Below are 16644 nucleotides of genomic sequence, written 5' to 3'. Positions count from 1 at the left end.
CGACCCGCGGTCACGAGCGGGGGCTCCTGTCGTTTCCGTGCCCCTGGATTGGGTCATAGTGTCTGACTTATGCTCAACCTGTGGCGCTTTTTTGGAGCGAGGGAGGGGTCCTACGACAGTTCGTCGGCTACTTGGTGTTCGTAGAAGGCTTCTACTACGGCGTTAAAGTCGCGGGCGAAGTCTTCCATGGTTCCGCGCCAGGTGGCTCGGCTGGGCTTGCCTTGGCCCACAAAGGCGGTTTGGATGCCGCAATCGGGGGACGGGAAGTCGCGTTTGGGATCGTTGCCCACCATAAGGACCTCGTGCGGCTCGAGCCCCATCACCTGAAGCTGCTCTAGATAGTAGGTGGCATCGGGCTTGCAGCGGGTGGTGTTTCCCATGTGCGTGACGAGCTCAAAGGGAGCGTCGGCCAGGTCGCCCCAACCCATGCGGCACTCGATGGCCCCCTGGGGAAAGCTGGGGTTGGTAAAGAGCGCACAACGCAGCCCTGCGTCCTGTACGGCCTGGAGCGCGGCGTGTGCGCCCGGCATGGCGTGGGCGTTAATGACATCGTCGTTCTTGTACGGAAGAACTTCGCGGTCATAGTAGGTAAACGCCTCGTAGATGAGGGGATCGGAGAGGCGGATCCCGCATCGGCGCTCGACCTCTTCTTGGTAAAACTCAAGATTGGTGCGGTTGTCCGTGCCGCTGCGGCGATTGGCGTTGAGGTCGACCAGGATGGTGCCGAGGCGTGCCATCGTGCCACCGCGGCTGCGGCGCCCGATATCCGCGAGCATCGAAGAGACATCCTTAAAATAGCGAAGGATGAACGCGTTGAGGTTGATGCTAAGAAGCGTTTCGTCCATATCGAAAACGACTGCTTTGAGCACGCGGGCACCTTTCTCGTAAATTTGATCTAGAGTCGTTGGCTCCGGATACTTTACCCCAAAGCCAAATGCCTTGCTGGTTATCGTCAAGTTGCGGATACGTGTGTTCATAAGATTACGAAAAAGTCTCCACACGAGTAAAAAATCGCAGTTCACGCTTGAAATCGAACTCATTTCCCCGTAACCTATACGAACGTGATTGCATAAGCGTCACATTAGTATCTGTCGGCTCCCGAGTGTTCCTAAACGTTGTGTGCTTGTCGCACCCTTCTGTAGGCCCTAGCAATCGGGGCCCCGTAGTTCGAAAGGGGTCCACCTTTGAGTGAGATTCAGAACTCGTCCATTTTCTCTCTTGACGATGTCAATGAGGAGGAGATGAACAACCTCATCGACGGTACGATTACCGACTTTGATGAGGGCGATCTCGTTAACGGCACTGTCGTTAAGATCGAGCATGACGAGGTGCTCGTTGACATCGGATTCAAGTCCGAGGGCGTTATCCCGGTCCGCGAGCTGTCCATCCGCAAGGACGCTAACCCTGCAGACATCGTTGCACTCGGTGATCCCATCGAGGCTCTGGTTCTCCAGAAGGAGGACAAGGACGGTCGTCTGGTCCTGTCCAAGAAGCGTGCCGAGTACGAGCGTGCTTGGAACCGCATCGAGGAGAAGTTCAACTCCGGCGAGAACGTCGAGGGCGAGGTTATCGAGGTTGTCAAGGGCGGCCTGATTCTCGACATCGGCCTGCGTGGCTTCCTGCCCGCTTCCCTCGTCGACCTCCGTCGCGTCAAGGACCTCACCTCCTACATGGGCACCCGCATCGAGGCCCGCGTCATCGAGATGGACCGCAACCGCAACAACGTCGTCCTCTCCCGTCGCGTCGTGCTCGAGGAGTCCCGTAAGGCCGAGCGCTCCGAGATCCTGTCCAAGCTCAAGTCCGGCATGCGTCTCCAGGGCACCGTTTCCTCCATCGTCGACTTCGGCGCCTTCGTCGACCTCGGCGGTATCGACGGCCTCATCCACATCTCCGAGCTCTCCTGGAACCACGTCAACCATCCTTCCGAGGTTGTCAAGGTCGGCCAGGAGGTCGAGGTCGAGGTTCTCGACGTCGATCTCAACCGCGAGCGCATCTCCCTGGGTCTCAAGCAGACCACCGAGGATCCGTGGCGCGCACTGGTCAAGAAGTACCCCGTCGGCGCTATCGTCGAGGGCACTGTGACCAAGCTTGTCCCGTTCGGCGCTTTCGTCGACCTGGGCGAGGGCATCGAGGGCCTGGTGCACATCTCCGAGATGGCCAACAAGCACGTCGATCAGCCTTCTCAGGTCACCCACGTGGGCGACAAGGTTCAGGTCAAGGTCATGGAGATCGACCTCGACCGTCGTCGTATCTCCCTGTCCATGAAGTCCGCTGCTGAGACTCTGGGCGTCGAGATTGAGGTTACCCCGCTGCCTTCCGAGAAGAAGGACGAGGAGACCGACGCCGAGTAAATCGGTTTGACGATCACTTGTTTTAAGGGATCCGTCCGCAATGGACGGGTCCCTTTTTGCATTTGTTGCTGAGGTACGCGATGCTGCCCGTGTGCAATGCTGCCCGGGCTGTTCACAGGCTATTGGGTTGTCGGTGCATGAAAAATGCCGACATCCCGCCTCGGGGAGGAGGCGGGAGCGCACCGAGTAGACGGAGGGGTGCGGAGCGCGGTCGTGTCTCGACTGACGACGTTGCCCATCGACGACTCTATTGTACTGCATAGCGCGGTTCTTGGTTTATCGTGTCGAACGCTTGTGTTGTGCCATTGCCTGCGGCAACGGTGTGCTACACTCTTACACTGCTGAGTGGGCCAGACGGTCGCGCGATGTGCTGCTTGCAGCACGCGTGAGGAAAGTCCGGGCTCCAGAGGGCGGGATGCCGGCTAACGGCCGGGCGGAGTGATCCGACGGAAAGCGCCGCAGAAAAGAAGACTCCCACCTGCGCCGCAAGGCGTAAAGGGAAAAGCTGAAACGGTGGTGTAAGAGACCACCAGCGTCGTGGTAACACGGCGGCTTGGCAAGCCCCATCCGGAGCAAGCGCGAATAGGAACGCTATGGGCCGGCCCGGTCCGCGTTCGGGTAGCGTGCGTGGAGCTGCACGGTAACGTGCAGACAAGATAAATGACCGTTCACGACAGAACCCGGCTTACAGGCCCACTTGGCATTTTTGTTACCCTGACAATCGATATGGTGTTTGCCGTATTATTGAGGCTGTTTGTTGCCGCGCTTAGTTTTGTTGAGGGGCTTTGTTGGACAGCTATTTTACTCTGCAATCGAATATTGAGGCTTCGGGCGAGTTTGTGGACCGCAAGAGCCGGTTTATTGCCCAGCTGGTCCATATTGAGTCCGAGGATGAGGCGAATGCCTTTATCGAGATGGTTCGCAAGCGTCATTACAACGCTCGGCACAATGTTCCCGCGTGGATTTTGGTCGATGGACGCGAACGCCAGAGCGATGATGGTGAGCCGAGCCGCACAAGCGGTATGCCGACGCTCGAGGTGTTGCGCGGCGCGGAGCTCAAAAATGTTTGCTGCGTAGTGACGCGCTATTTTGGTGGCACGCTGTTGGGGCCTGGTGGCTTGGTACGCGCCTATACCGCGGCGACGCAGGCAGCGGTGGCCGCGGCTCAGGAGGCCGGGCAGATCGTTGAGATGACAAGCGTCGTGCCGGTTGACGTGCATGTGGCCTATCCGCAGTACGAGCAGGTACTTCGTTTGGCGCAGGATTCGGGTGCCAAGGTTTCGGATACCGATTACGCGGATGCCGTGACACTTCATTTGGTGTTTAAGGCGGGGGAGCAGGAGCCATTTTGCGCTAAGATGCGCGAGCTTATGGCGGGGCGCGAGGAGATTGAGGTCGGTGCTCCCGAGTTTGCCGAGTTCTAACGACGACGGCCGGCGTGCTTTTGGATGGATTCCAAGCGCGACGGCCGTCGTTTTTCTGTTGCTGCCGTTTGCTCGGCGAGCTGCTTTAGCACATCGCAGGCGATCTCGACGGCATCGTCGATGCAGCCGGGACAGCTGCGGAGCGGACCCTTGTCCGATCCGATGCCTTTGAGCGTGCCGCAGATGGTCGTCGTGTTCTTCTCGCCAAAACGCTTGGCGATTTCGCGCGACAGCTTGTAGGTCTGGCCCTTAGTCTTGGGGTTTTCCATGCCGTCGCTCATCACGAAGCCCATGATGGCCACGGCGCCCGAGATGGCGCCGCAGGTCTCGGTCATGCCACCCATGCCGGCGCCAAAGCCCTCGGTGAGGGTAAAGGCGGTCTGGGGGTCGAGCCCGACGGCAGGTGCGAGCGTGCAGGCAACGGCCTGTGCGCAGTTAAAGCCGCGGGCGTGGTATTCGGCAGCCTGAGCCTGGCAGGCGGCGGTGTCGAGCTGGGTGGTATCGATCTGCTTCATCGTTGTCTCCTTGGTCACGGTGTACCCGCCTATGGTACCCGTGACGGGGCATGTAATCATCGAGAGCTTCATGTATGCCTCATTTTTATCTATCGAGCAAATGCCCAAGGCTTGAGATAAATACCCCTGATGAATTTGTCCCTTAACCTACCTTGGGGATGGGTTGAGAGGGGTGCAGGGTAGCGGTATCGTGAACCGAATAAAACTAAAACCCAGGCAAGGGAGCTAGATATGAGCGAGCAGACTATCGGTACTACATGTGTTCAGGGCGGCTATCACCCGGGAGATGCCGAGCCGCGCCAGGTGCCCATCTACCAGTCCACCACGTGGAAGTACGACACGTCGGAGCATATGGGCAAGCTGTTTGACCTGGAGGAGTCGGGCTACTTCTACAGCCGTTTGCAGAACCCCACGTGCGATCTGGTTGCCGCCAAGATCTGCGAGATGGAGGGAGGCACTGCCGCGATGCTCACGAGCTCGGGCATGGCTGCGAATTTCCTCGCGATCTTTAACGTGGCCGGTGCCGGCGATCATGTGGTCGCGAGTTCTGCCATTTACGGCGGTACGTATAACCTGCTCGCCCACACCATGGGCCGCATGGGTCTGACCTGCACGTTCGTTGCCCCCGACTGCTCCGACGAGGAGCTCGAGGCAGCCTTTGAGCCCAATACTAAGCTCGTCTTTGGCGAGACGATTGCCAACCCCGCCCTTGCCGTGCTCGATATTGAGCGCTTTGCCAAGGCCGCGCACTACCACGGCGTGCCGCTGATGGTCGACAACACCTTCCCGACGCCCGTGATGTGCCGTCCCTTTGAGTGGGGCGCCGACATCGTTACACACTCCACCACCAAGTACATGGATGGACATGCGGCCTACCTGGGTGGCGTGATCGTCGATCACGGCCAGTTTGACTGGATGGCCCATGCGGACAAGTTCCCGGGTCTCACCACGCCCGACGAGAGCTATCACGGCGTGACCTATGCCGAGAAGTTCGGTCGCGAGGGTGCCTTCATTACCAAGGCAACCGCGCAGCTCATGCGCGACCTCGGCCCCATGCAGAACCCGCAGGCGGCCTTCTTCCTGAACAGTTCGCTCGAGAGCCTGCACGTGCGTATGCCGCGCCATTGCGAGAACGGTCTGGCGGTCGCCAAGTTCCTGCAGGGCCACCCCAAAGTGCGCTTCGTGAGCTATCCGGGCCTGGAGGGCGACAAGTACTACGACATGGCTCAGAAGTACATGCCCAACGGTACCTGCGGCGTCGTGAGCTTTGGCTTTACCGGTGGTCGTGCGGCGGCCGAGACCTTTATGAAGAGTCTTAAGCTCGCCCAGATTGCCACGCACGTGGCCGATGCCCGCACCTGCTGCCTGCACCCGGCAAACGCCACCCATCGCCAGATGAACGACGAGGAGCTCATCGCCTGCGGCATCTCCGCTGACATGGTGCGCCTGTCGTGCGGCCTTGAGGACACGGCCGATCTGATTGCCGACCTTGAGCAGGCGCTCGAGCAGTGCTAGGCTAGCGTGCGTGCGAGGCGTGGGACGGCTTTTCGGCTGACGACGTCCTCATAGTTCCGATTCCGTAGGCGGGACCCCGATCGTGTCCGTTTGTAGGCGATTGGGGTCCCGTTTTTGCGTTGCACGATAGAAAGGATATACATGGAGAAAACTGCCGAGCAGCTGCGCCGCGAACACATTGCCCTAGAGGGCGACACCCATGGCAAGAACAAGTGGGCGATTCTGTTTACCGTGCTCATCATGACGTTTATGGTGTGTCTGGATTCGACCGTCGTGACCGTGGCGCTGCCCGTGATGCAAAAGGAGCTGGGCGTGGGCCTCGATCGCATTCAGCTGGTAAGCTCGGTGTATCTGCTTGCGACTTGCGTGGCTATGTTGCCGTTTGGCCGTCTGGGCGACGTGCGTGGCAAGGTGAATGTGTTCCAGCTGGGCGTCATCGTCTTTTCGGTCGGTTCGCTGCTGTGCGGCCTTTCGGCCTCGCTCGAGGTTCTTATCCTGGCACGCATTGTTCAGGGCGTCGGTTGCGCGGCGGCCATGGCTAACAACATGGGTATCATTACCGAGTCGTTTCCGGCACGCGAACGAGGCCGTGCCATGGGTATTCTCGCGACCTTCGTGGCCCTCGGCATGATGTGTGGCCCCGTGCTCGGCGGCATGCTGGTGGCAAGCTTTCCCTGGGAGAGCATCTTCCTCATCAACCTGCCCATTGGCGTGATCTCGTTTATCGTGGGACTCTACACGCTGCCGCATGTTAGGCCAGAGGCCGGCGAACGCCCCATGTCCCTGATCGAGGCCGCTCGTCGCTGCTTTGCAAATTCGGCCTTCACCATCAACCTTGCCTGCATGCTCATCGTGTTCGTTGGTATTGGCGCATCCGAGTTTATTCTGCCGTTCTATTTTCAGGACGCGCATGGGTTTGGGTCTGACGTTTCGGGCCTGCTGTTTTTGGCGCTGCCAATGGTGAATGCCTTTATCGGCCCGCTTTCGGGAACGGTTTCGGACCGTGTCGGCTGCGAGGGCCCCACGGCGGTCGGCCTGGGCGTGTATGTGTGCGGTCTCTTTGCGGTAAGCACGCTTGACGAGCACTCTTCTATCCCTGTGATCGTGTGCTGCGTCGCATTTATGTCGTGCGGCACGTCGATTTTCCAGAGCCCCAACAACTCGCTGTATATGGGTTCGGCTCCGCGCGAAGCGCTCGGCTTTGCGGGCAGCTTGGGCAGTTTGGCGCGCTACGCCGGCATGGCACTCGGTATTACGGTGGCGTCGCATATCCTGTATGGGCAGATGAGCGTGGCGATGGGCGAGGTCGTGACCAGTTTTGTTGCAGGTCGTCCGGATGTGTTCCTGTTTGGTTTCCGTTCGGTGTTCTACGTGCTCATGGCTGTGGCCGCCGTGGGCTTTGCGCTTGCCATAGTGCGTTTGGTGAGGATACGCGCCCGCCATTAGCTTGTGGGGGGGCAGGCTTGCCATGAATCGGGCCTATCTACTGGTCTTGCAGCTTTATGGTGCGATGTGGCTTGTGGGGCGGGCGGGGGTCGGTCCGTGGTAGACTATCGAACAACGTTTATTAATCGCGCGGTATCGTTGCCGCGAGAAGGGGTTGCGCCATGCAGGAGCTTGAGGATCGTATTCGCCATGACGGCATCGTAAAGGCCGGTAACGTCCTTAAGGTTGATGCCTTCCTCAACCACCAGTGCGACGTTGAGCTGTTCGACCACATGGGTGCCGAGTGGGCCCGTCTGTTCGAGGGTGTCGAGATCAACAAGATCCTGACGATCGAGGCTTCGGGCATTGGTATGGCCTGCATCGCGGCTCAGCATTTTGGCGGCGTGCCGGTGGTCTTTGCCAAGAAGGCCCAGTCCATCAACCTCGACGGCGAGCAGTATGCCACGACCATCTACTCCTTTACCAAGCAGAAGGAGTACCCGGTCATCGTTGGCAAGCGCTTCCTGTCCGAGGGCGACAAGGTCCTGATTATCGACGACTTCCTGGCCAACGGCTGCGCGCTCGAGGGCCTTATCAAGATCTGCGAGGCCGCGGGCGCCGAGGTTGCCGGCATTGGCATTGCGGTGGAGAAGGGCTTCCAGGGCGGTGGCGATAAGCTCCGCGAGCGCGGCTTCCGCGTTGAGAGCCTGGCCCGTATCGCCGAAATGGACTGCGAGAACGGCGAGATCACGTTCGCCTAGGCGCGCAACACAAGCGATTGGTATGCGATGTGACAAAGGGACTGTCCCTTTGTCACATTTTTTGTATGAGGGGAGGTGTTGATATGGATGAGAACAAGATGGGATGGCGCGAGTATGCGCGCTATGCCGAGATGTCGGTCGAGGAGTTGGCGCGCGATTGCGAGGTGCAGGTGTTTCGCGCGACAGGTCCGGGCGGACAGGGCGTGAACACGACGGACTCGGCGGTGCGCATGAAACATATCCCTTCGGGGATTACCGTGACGGCGCGCGAGAGCCGTAGTCAGTTTCAGAATCGCAGCTGCTGTTTGCGTAAGCTGAGGGCAGAGCTTGAGCGTCGTGGCCGTCCACCGCGCCGTCGCGTCAAGACCAAAGTGCCTCAGCGCTCTCGCCAGCGCAGGCTCAATGACAAACACTTCAACGCCATTAAAAAGGCCAACCGTCGTAAGCCGGGCGGGGAGGAATGATCTTCTTAATAAGTTGCGGTGAAATAGGGACTGTTTTGCAGCTTTACCTGCATAAACAGTCCCTATTTCACCGCAACTTAGGGGTGGTTAGCGGGTAGGGTGCCAGACCTCGAGGGCGGCGGGAAGGATGTCGACCTCGATGCGCGAGGCGACGATGGGCTCGCCGTCGGCCTGGATGGGGTAGTCGGGCTCCTCAAAGGTAAGCTCGGCATGGCGACAGCGGCGCATGCGAACCGGTGGCAGCTTGGTATGGTGGCCATCTTTGGCCGAAAGGAACATGGGAAGCGCGACCGCGCGCGGAACGGGGCCGCAGGCGTAGCAGACGTCGAACATACCGTCATAGGGGTCGGCGTCGGGGCAGATGCGATAGCCCGAGCCATAGGTAGGACCCAGCTGAATCGCCATGATGATCGCCCTCACGCGCTCGGCGGGCGCCCCGTCAAAGCTGACTGTCATGGGGTAGTTGCGATAGCGTAGGCCAAACTGCTCAAGTCCCGAGAGGGTGTAGAGCGGCGCGCCGGTGAGACCCGTCTTTTTGCGCAGCTCGGTGGTGCCCAGGCCGATGGCGGCATCGATGCCGATCGAAAGCGTCTGGTCGAAGTACTCAACGGTAGCCTCGCCGCTGCCGCTCGCAGGGCTCCAAGAGCGAATGCGCCCGATGTCCTGACGCTGCAGCTCGCAGGTGAGCAGCGCGCCAAAATCCTTGCCGGAGAAATCGTCGATGCCGAGCGTCTGGGCAAAATCGTTGCCGGAGCCCACGGGCAGGACGGCAAGAGCGGGGCGGGCGTCCTCCTTTTGCGTCATAAGCCCGTTGACGACCTCGTGGATCACGCCGTCGCCGCCGAGTGCGATAACGGTGCGATAGTCCGTTGCCTGGGCGGCCAGCTCTTTGGCGTGTCCCATGTGCTCGGTAAGCACCAAGTCAAACTGGGATGCGCGCGCGGTCATATCCAAAAAGCGCTGCAGGCGCTCGGCAACTTCGCGCGCCGCACCCGACTGGGCGGCGGGGTTGGCGATGATGAGCGTGCGGCCAAAATCAGTTGCGTGCATGGGGCGACTCCCGGCGTATGACGTGACGGTGCGGTCGCTCTCAGGTCGAATTGCCCCCGATTGTGGCTGCACGTCGAATGCTTACGTCTACTCTATCAGGTCGTTGTGGCGCTCGATAGCATCCGCTACCGTACCGCCCTCATCCACAATAAGCGAACGGCGCTTGGGCGAGATGATGCGCTGGGCGGGGTACACGCCGCGGTGTCCGGCGGTTAGGTAGCTGATAAAGGCCACGATGACAAAGAACCCGGCGGCCGTGCCGTGGAACAGGTCGATGGCCATCATGCAGGTGGTGATGGGCACGTTGAGGCCGGCGCAGAACACGCCGAGCATGCCGAGAGCCGCCAGAAAACTGGGGTCGAGCCCGGTAAGGCAACCGATCCAGCCACCGAGTGCCGCACCGATGCCAAACAGGGGCGTGACCTCGCCGCCTTGGAAGCCGGCGCCCAGGGTGAGCGCCGTTACGACGAGCTTGATGGCGGCGTCGGCGAGGGTAGTCTTGCCGGCAAACCCGGCACCCGAAAGCCACGTGGAAAGGCCGGCATACTCCCAGGCGTCAAGCATCGCATAGACCGCGAGAACCACGAGCGCGCCGATGAGTGCGCGAACGAGGTAATTGGTGATAAAGCGACCGTACAGGCTCTTGACGGTTCGAACCGACCAGGCAAAGAGGCGTGCCGTCAGACCGAAGATAATGGCGCTGATAACAACGATGACAACCGTTTTGGGTGTCATGTTGGGAACGCTGGCGATGACATTCGCTTCGTACTCGGTACCCAGGGCGAGTGATGTAAAGTAGCCGGTAAACGAGGCGACCAGGCAGTAGATGCCTGCGGTGTAGTCGATTTTGCCGATAAAGCACATCTCCATGCCAAAGAAAGCTCCGGCAAGGGGCGAACCGAATACGGCGCCAAAGGCCGACGAGATGCCGGCGAGCATGAGGTCGTGATGGTCATGCTTTTCGAGGTGGGCGAGGCTCGAGATGTTGCTGGCGATGGTGCCGCCGATCTGCACCGCGGCTCCCTCGCGACCGGCCGATCCGCCCGTTAGGTGCGTGAGCGTGGAGCACACAAACGTGAGGACGGCCATGCGCATATGGATGAGGCGTGTGCCCAGAGCGGAGTCGATGACCAGGTTGTTGCCACGCTTGGCGGCGAGACCGTGGTTTTTGTACACCCATGCGGTGGCAACGCCCACAACGGGAAGCAAGGCGTAGACCCACGCATGGTGCTCACGATAATCGGTCGCGATATTCAGCGAGGCCAAAAACGCCCAAGCGGCAACGCCCATGGCGAGCGAGACGATGACGACGAGCGCGAGCAGTTTGGCGCTTGCAAACAGGTTGCGGGCGTTGCGGCGTGTGTCGGCGGCCAAGAGCTGCTCGGAGCGGGTGAGCTGATGCCTGCCTGCCATGATGACGTCGTTAAGGGAGAAAAAGCCGCCGGCGTCGAGCGGTTGAGAATGATCCTGCGTCTCGTTTGCGCTTTCGGGTTTGTCGTTATGAGCCATATGTTCCTCTTTTAGGTTGCAACGCAAGCATTATAAAACGCGGTAAACGCGACGAGCCGGTGGGTTGGTTTCTATTCTGTTTCGCGGCCTGCAACCGACAGGTGTATTTGCGGGTACGGGCCGAGTCGCGGTCGTGCGTCGGGGGATTATACTGAGACAAGCATAAAGAAACGGCGCCCCTGTTGTGCGCCGTGGCATTAAGAGGTGCATATGGCAGAGAAACTTATTCCACTGGATGACGCACAGTCGATTGTCCTGTCGCACGTTGCTCCGACCGATCTCGTCGAGATTCCCGTGTGGCAGGCCGCCGGTCTTCCCTTGGCCAAGGATGCGGTGGCCGATATCGACATCTCGCCGTTTGCCAACAGCGCTATGGACGGATATGCCGTGCGCTCGGCGGACTTGGTGCAGGCATCTGGCGAGGCGCCAGTGACGCTCGACGTTATCGGACACGAGGCCGCGGGTCATGTGTTTGGGGGCACAATCGGCGCGGGCGAGACAGTCCGCATCATGACGGGCGCGCCGGTACCCGAAGGTGCCGATGCCGTGGTGAAGTACGAGATCGTCGACGTGCTCGATGGCGACGGCAACGAGGGCTCGCACGTTCGCTTCTCGGCGCCTGCCAGGGTAGGGGAGAACGTTCGCTCTGCCGCCGAGGAGGCTCATGCCGGCGATGTTGTGATGCACGCCGGCGAGGTCGTGGCTCCGGCGGGCGCGGGTCTGCTGGCAAGCGCCGGATACGCGAGTGTGAAGGTGCACGCTGCCCCACGCGTGGGCATTATCTCGCTGGGCACGGAACTGGTCGCACCGAGTAAGGTACCGGCGCGCGGTCAGATTCGCGATTCCAACTCCTCGGCGTTAATGGCCGAGGCACTTGATGCCGGGGCCGAGCCCGTGTTCTACGGCATTGCGCCCGATGATGGGCAGGCGATTGCCGAGCTGGTGCATCGCGCCGTGCAGGAGTGCGATTTTGTCATTACGAGCGGCGGTGCCTCGGCGGGCGATTATGACTACGTGACGGCGCTCGTCCGGCGCGAGGGCGAGGTGCTGTTTGACCGCATTTCGATGCGTCCGGGCAAGGCCATCACGTTTGGCTTGCTCGGGGGTAAGCCCTACCTGGGGCTTTCAGGCAATCCGGCCGCGGCGTATGTGGGCTTTGAGATGCTCGCGCGCCCGGCGATTCGCAAGATGCGTGGTTTTGCCGAGGGGGCGCGCCCCGTGCAGCGAGCGGTTCTTACCCACGGTGTGAAAAAGCGCCAGGACCGACGCTTCTTCGATCGCGCCACGGTTTCGCGCGACCCCGAGACCGGTGAGCTGTTGGTGACCGAGGCCAAGACGCAGAATTCGGCGCTGCTCGGCACGATGCAGCGGGCCAACTGCCTGCTGCGTATTGACGAAGGACCGTGCGAGCTCAAGGCGGGAGATGTCGTGGACGTCGTGCGTGTCGACCTGCCTGAGGGAACGGTGCTATAGGAGGATCGCTATGGAGTTGAAGATTTCGATTGTGACGTGCTCGGATACGCGCGATCTTGCCCAGGACGAGGCTGGAGCCGCACTCGAGGAACTTATCGAGGCGCGGGGCTGGACGGTCGCCTCACATGTGGTCGTGCGCGACGACGTCAGCGAGATTGGTGATGCCATTGTGGAAGCCGCCGATGAGTGCCACGCCAATGTTGTGCTCACCTGCGGCGGCACGGGGCTTTCGATGCGCGATGTGACGCCCGAGGCGACGCGTGCCGTCTGCGACCGCGATGTGCCGGGTATTGCAGAGGCGATTCGCGCGTACTCGATGACCAAGACGCGCCGCGCCATGCTCTCGCGCGCTATTTGCATGCAACGAGGTCATACGCTTGTCGTAAACTTTCCCGGTTCTACGAAGGCCGCCCGCGAAAGCTGGGAGGCCATAGCGGACCAGCTGGAGCACGCGGCTCAGATGACAGCGGGCGGCGGACATACCAACTAAGCGGTTTACCTGCGGCGGGGCGACCTGAACGGCTGCTCCGCTTTTGTTTTCCACCGAAGCGACGCCGAGGTGCACAGTAACTCGAAACTATATACTCTGGTGAGAATAATTTCTCACTATCATTATTCGCGCAAAAGTATAATCTGATTGCAGATTAAAGCCCGCGGTGGGGTACCCGGGCACAAGGTCCGAAAGGGTTGAATATGTTCGATATGGTTTCTCGCCGCGGATTCGTCTCGCTTTCTGCTGTCGTCGCTGCCGGCCTTGGTCTTGCCGGCTGCTCGGGCAGCAAGACGTCAGAGCCGGCCGGATCCGATGCCGGCTCCGCCAAGGCCTCTTCCAAGAAGGAAACCGTCGAGCTGCAGGTCTTTGCCGCCAACTCGCTCGAGAAGGCGCTCCCCGAGGTCCAGGAACTCTATACCGAGCAGACCGGCACCACCTTTGCCGACACGCAGTTTAAGGCCTCCGGCGACCTCGTTGAGCAGATGAAGGCCGGCGCCACGGTCGACGTGCTCATCACCGCTTCCAAGGGCACCATGGATGACGCTGAGACCGCCGAGCTCGTCGACGCCGACGCCCGTGAGGATATGTTCGTCAACGACCTCGTGATTATTCGCGCCGAGGGTTCCGACACCAAGGTCGAGGCCATCGCCGACGTCGCGAACCTGGACGGCAAGATCGCCATCGGTGATGCCAAGACCGTCCCCGCTGGCAAGTACGCCAACCAGGCCCTGGCCTCCGTGGGCCTTTACACCGGCACCGAGGGCGACGACGGCGAGTATGCTCCCGAGATTGCCGACAAGGTCGCACTGGCCGATAAGGTGGGCACCGCCGCCGCCTATGTCTCTACGGGCGACTGCGTAGCCGGTTTTGTCTACAGCTCCGATATCTTCCGCTACGACGGCATCGAGGAGGCCTTCGTGTGCCCCGAGGATTCGCACAAGCCCATCGTGTACCCGGGTGCCGTTGCCGAGAGCTCCGAGCATGCCGACGAGGCCAAGGCGTTCATCGACTTTTGCCTGTCCAACAAGAAGGCTCAGAAGATTTGGGCTAAGTACGGCTTTGAGCTTTCCGCGTAGTGCGGCTTGGCGCGATAATTCCATCGTTTTGTGTTTCACTCCGTCCTTGTATTCGCTTGGAGCTTTTCGTGCTTAATAGATTCCGCATGCTTGTCGCCTGTGCTTTGACCTTCGCGCTTTGCTGGGTGCCGGGATTTGCGTTTGCTGGGGATGCTGAGGACGGGGCCCAGGTTGCTGCGACCGCTCATGGGCTTTCCTATGGGATCGAGGGTTTTGAGCGGCTGGCCAAGGGGACCGCTCGTGCCATGGAGGGCCAGCCTGAGGGCTACCGGTTTCCCGTTGACGAGGACGTGGACCTTGTAGTGGCGCCTGCTGCCGATCGCGTTGTGGTGTGGATATCGCCTAAGGCGGTCGAGAGGTATGGATTTGATCCGCAGGACAACGAGTGCATACCGGGTCTCAAGGCCCTCGTCTGCAAGCTCGACAGTGCAAACTGCATGGGAGGTGCGCAGCTGGGGGACGTGGATCTTCCTTGGTATGTCACGGCGGAAACAACGTTTGATGCCGGCGGGTATACCTATGGCTTTGACGAGCGCGGTGCGGATGGGGACCGCTATGTGGTGATTGCATCAGCCTCGGGTGATGCTAAGGGCGGCGCGCGTTGGCTTGATAGCGCTCAAATGGTAGAGGCATCGTCTGTCGTGTTGCGGGATGAGCAGGGGCCCTTGACCTCACTGGCTTCCTTTTTGGGCGATATCGACTATCGCCCGTTTTGGGTGTCCATTAAAACGAGCGGCCTTGCCCTGCTGATCTCCTTTGCGCTGGGCCTGTTTGCCGCATGGAAGACCATGGGTACGACGAGTCGCATCAAGGGCCTGCTCGATTCGGTCTTTACGATTCCTATGGTGCTGCCGCCCACGGTCTGCGGCTTTCTGCTCCTTATGCTGTTTGGCCGCTCGACCGGGGTGGGCCAGTGGCTCATCGCGCACGGCATCTCGATTGTCTTTACGTGGCCGGCAGCGGTGATATCTGCCGTGGTGGTGTCGTTCCCGCTCGTCTATCGTACGGCACTCGGAGCCTTCGAGAGCCTCGACACGCAAATGCTCGATGCGGCGCGAACCCTGGGATGGTCCGAGCGTCGCATCTTTACCAAGCTTATGATGCCGCTTGGCTGGCCCTCGATTGCCGCCGGCACGGTGCTCGCCTTTGCCCGCGCGATGGGCGAGTTTGGCTGCACCCTGTTCTTTGCGGGCAACTACGCCGGCATTACGCAGACCATTCCCATCGCCATCTACTTTGAGTGGATGGGCGGCAACACGTCGGTGGCCCTCTTTTGGGTCGCCGTCGTGATCGTGTTTAGTTTCCTGGTCATCCTGTTCATCAACATGTACACGGCGCATTCGCAAAAGTACCGCGAGCGTGGTCTTTCCCGTGCGGAGCGCAAGCAGGCCAAAGAGCTCGCCGGACAGGGCGATTCGCTCGACCCGGCGGGCGGCGATGCCCTGCGTATCGATCGCGAGGCGCTGGCCGAGCTCATGCGCGATGACGCTGTCTCGAAGGGAGGTCGATAGGTCATGTCACTCGTTTTGGATATCAAAAAGCGCTATCCCGGGTTTATGCTCGACATGCAGCTTGAGGCCGGCGAGGAGCGCGTGGCGCTGCTGGGCGCCTCGGGTTGCGGCAAGAGCTGTACACTGCGCTGCATCGCCGGCGTGGAGACGCCCGACGAGGGCAAGATCGTCGTCAACGGTGTGATCTTCTTTGACTCGGCGGCGGGCATCAACCTGTCGCCCCAGGAGCGCAAATGCGCCCTGCTGTTCCAAAACTATCAGCTGTTTCCCAACATGACGGTGGCCGATAACGTATGTGCCGGTGTAAAGGACGCGGGCGATGCCGCGGCGCGTAAAAAACTTGCCGAGCGCTACCTGAGCATTTTCGGTCTAGCCGACTTTGCCGACCGCTATCCCGCACGCCTCTCGGGCGGCCAGCAGCAGCGTGTGGCGCTTGCCCGCATGGTGGCGGCGCATCCGGGCATTTTTATGTTCGACGAGCCCATGAGCGCGCTTGATTCCTATCTTAAGAGCGCACTCGAGCAGAATATGCTCGACCTGTTCGATGTATGCAACCGCACCGTGCTCTACGTGAGCCACGACATCGACGAAGCGTGCCGCCTGTGCCAACGTATCTGCGTAATGCATGACGGGCGCGTCGAGGAGATCGGTTCTGTCGAGGTCGTGGTCCGCCGTCCGCAGACGCTGGCGGCACTGCGCCTGACGGGCTGCAAGAACACAAGCCGGGCGCGCAAGATCGGGCCTCAGGAAGTTGAAGCCCTGGATTGGGGTATGACCTTTAACGTGGGTCGCGAGGTTCCCGATAATGTGGCATACCTGGGCATTCGCGCAAGCTACTTCCATGTTGACAACCGTGCCGAGCGGGGCCGCAACAGCTATGATTTGCACGTGGCCCGAGTGAGCGATTCACGTTTTGAGCGCCTGGTGCTGCTGGACGTGCCGCGCGCCGATGCGCCCACGCGCCTGCAGTGGAAGGTCAACAAGGTGAGCGTGCCTGTAGAGGAGTTGCCACAGGCGGGGGAGACCTTGCGCATGCATTTTGATGCGAGCAGGATTCATCTGGTTCGTCGGTAGGGT

General features: G+C 60.5%; 15 protein-coding genes and 1 other RNA gene. 12 read left to right on the top strand and 4 right to left on the bottom strand.

Annotated features, from left to right (window positions below):
* Nucleotides 1-110: 110 nt before the first annotated feature.
* Complete coding sequence (locus tag GPK39_RS00950; protein ID WP_338404366.1) at nt 111-869, bottom strand: HAD family hydrolase; 759 nt, start codon at nt 867-869, stop codon at nt 111-113.
* 315 nt (nt 870-1184) lie between these two features.
* Between GPK39_RS00950 and rpsA the strand changes: the two genes are divergently transcribed.
* The 3 genes from rpsA (at nt 1185) to GPK39_RS00935 (ending at nt 3775) form a co-directional block, all read left to right on the top strand.
* Nucleotides 1185-2351, top strand: a complete 1167-nt coding sequence (gene rpsA / locus GPK39_RS00945; RefSeq protein WP_022095232.1) for a 30S ribosomal protein S1 — start codon at nt 1185-1187, stop codon at nt 2349-2351.
* Between the two features lie 342 nt (nt 2352-2693).
* Nucleotides 2694-3055, top strand: an RNA gene (gene rnpB / locus GPK39_RS00940) — RNase P RNA component class A.
* Between the two features lie 81 nt (nt 3056-3136).
* Nucleotides 3137-3775: a YigZ family protein gene (locus GPK39_RS00935; RefSeq protein ID WP_215673429.1), complete on the top strand. Its 639-nt coding sequence runs from the start codon at nt 3137-3139 to the stop codon at nt 3773-3775.
* On the opposite strand, the gene GPK39_RS00930 is transcribed toward GPK39_RS00935, so the two are convergent.
* Nucleotides 3772-4290: a C-GCAxxG-C-C family protein gene (locus tag GPK39_RS00930; RefSeq protein ID WP_338404365.1), complete on the bottom strand. Its 519-nt coding sequence runs from the start codon at nt 4288-4290 to the stop codon at nt 3772-3774. The genes GPK39_RS00935 and GPK39_RS00930 overlap by 4 nt on opposite strands.
* Nucleotides 4291-4521: 231 nt before the next feature.
* On the opposite strand from GPK39_RS00930, the gene GPK39_RS00925 reads away from it, so the two are divergent.
* The 4 genes from GPK39_RS00925 to GPK39_RS00910 all read left to right on the top strand — a co-directional run bounded on the left by GPK39_RS00925 (nt 4522) and on the right by GPK39_RS00910 (nt 8455).
* Entirely contained in the window at nt 4522-5805 is a 1284-nt protein-coding gene (locus tag GPK39_RS00925) for an O-acetylhomoserine aminocarboxypropyltransferase/cysteine synthase family protein (protein WP_215673428.1), read from the top strand.
* Nucleotides 5806-5946: 141 nt separating this feature from the next.
* Complete coding sequence (locus GPK39_RS00920; RefSeq protein ID WP_215673427.1) at nt 5947-7251, top strand: MFS transporter; 1305 nt, start codon at nt 5947-5949, stop codon at nt 7249-7251.
* Nucleotides 7252-7412: 161 nt separating this feature from the next.
* The gene (locus tag GPK39_RS00915; RefSeq protein WP_117758705.1) at nt 7413-7991 is read left to right on the top strand and encodes a xanthine phosphoribosyltransferase; all 579 of its coding nucleotides are present in this window, start codon (nt 7413-7415) and stop codon (nt 7989-7991) included.
* Between the two features lie 83 nt (nt 7992-8074).
* Nucleotides 8075-8455 carry a peptide chain release factor family protein gene (locus GPK39_RS00910; RefSeq protein ID WP_423237411.1) on the top strand — a complete coding sequence of 127 codons (381 nt, stop codon included), beginning with the start codon at nt 8075-8077 and terminating at the stop codon, nt 8453-8455.
* Between the two features lie 87 nt (nt 8456-8542).
* Here the strand turns inward: GPK39_RS00910 and GPK39_RS00905 are convergent, their stop codons facing one another.
* Both GPK39_RS00905 and GPK39_RS00900 read right to left on the bottom strand, forming a co-directional pair.
* Nucleotides 8543-9505 carry a diacylglycerol/lipid kinase family protein gene (locus GPK39_RS00905; protein ID WP_215673425.1) on the bottom strand — a complete coding sequence of 321 codons (963 nt, stop codon included), beginning with the start codon at nt 9503-9505 and terminating at the stop codon, nt 8543-8545.
* Nucleotides 9506-9592: 87 nt separating this feature from the next.
* Entirely contained in the window at nt 9593-11014 is a 1422-nt protein-coding gene (locus GPK39_RS00900) for a chloride channel protein (RefSeq protein WP_215673424.1), read from the bottom strand.
* 210 nt (nt 11015-11224) lie between these two features.
* Between GPK39_RS00900 and GPK39_RS00895 the strand changes: the two genes are divergently transcribed.
* The 5 genes from GPK39_RS00895 to GPK39_RS00875 all read left to right on the top strand — a co-directional run bounded on the left by GPK39_RS00895 (nt 11225) and on the right by GPK39_RS00875 (nt 16641).
* Nucleotides 11225-12487, top strand: a complete 1263-nt coding sequence (locus GPK39_RS00895) for a molybdopterin molybdotransferase MoeA (RefSeq protein WP_215673423.1) — start codon at nt 11225-11227, stop codon at nt 12485-12487.
* A 10-nt stretch (nt 12488-12497) separates the two neighbouring features.
* Nucleotides 12498-12977 carry a MogA/MoaB family molybdenum cofactor biosynthesis protein gene (locus GPK39_RS00890; RefSeq protein WP_215673422.1) on the top strand — a complete coding sequence of 160 codons (480 nt, stop codon included), beginning with the start codon at nt 12498-12500 and terminating at the stop codon, nt 12975-12977.
* Nucleotides 12978-13180: 203 nt separating this feature from the next.
* Nucleotides 13181-14056 carry a molybdate ABC transporter substrate-binding protein gene (gene modA / locus GPK39_RS00885; protein WP_215673421.1) on the top strand — a complete coding sequence of 292 codons (876 nt, stop codon included), beginning with the start codon at nt 13181-13183 and terminating at the stop codon, nt 14054-14056.
* Between the two features lie 68 nt (nt 14057-14124).
* Entirely contained in the window at nt 14125-15567 is a 1443-nt protein-coding gene (modB, locus tag GPK39_RS00880; RefSeq protein ID WP_338404364.1) for a molybdate ABC transporter permease subunit, read from the top strand.
* A gap of 3 nt (nt 15568-15570) precedes the next feature.
* Nucleotides 15571-16641 (top strand): sulfate/molybdate ABC transporter ATP-binding protein, encoded by a 1071-nt coding sequence (locus GPK39_RS00875; protein WP_215673420.1) that lies wholly within the window; start codon nt 15571-15573, stop codon nt 16639-16641.
* The last annotated feature ends 3 nt before the right edge of the window (nt 16642-16644 follow it).

It is taken from the genome of Collinsella aerofaciens (assembly GCF_018785245.1).
GTDB classification, from domain to species: Bacteria; Actinomycetota; Coriobacteriia; order Coriobacteriales; family Coriobacteriaceae; genus Collinsella; species Collinsella aerofaciens_AD.
This window is presented reverse-complemented; position numbering and strand designations above follow the sequence as displayed.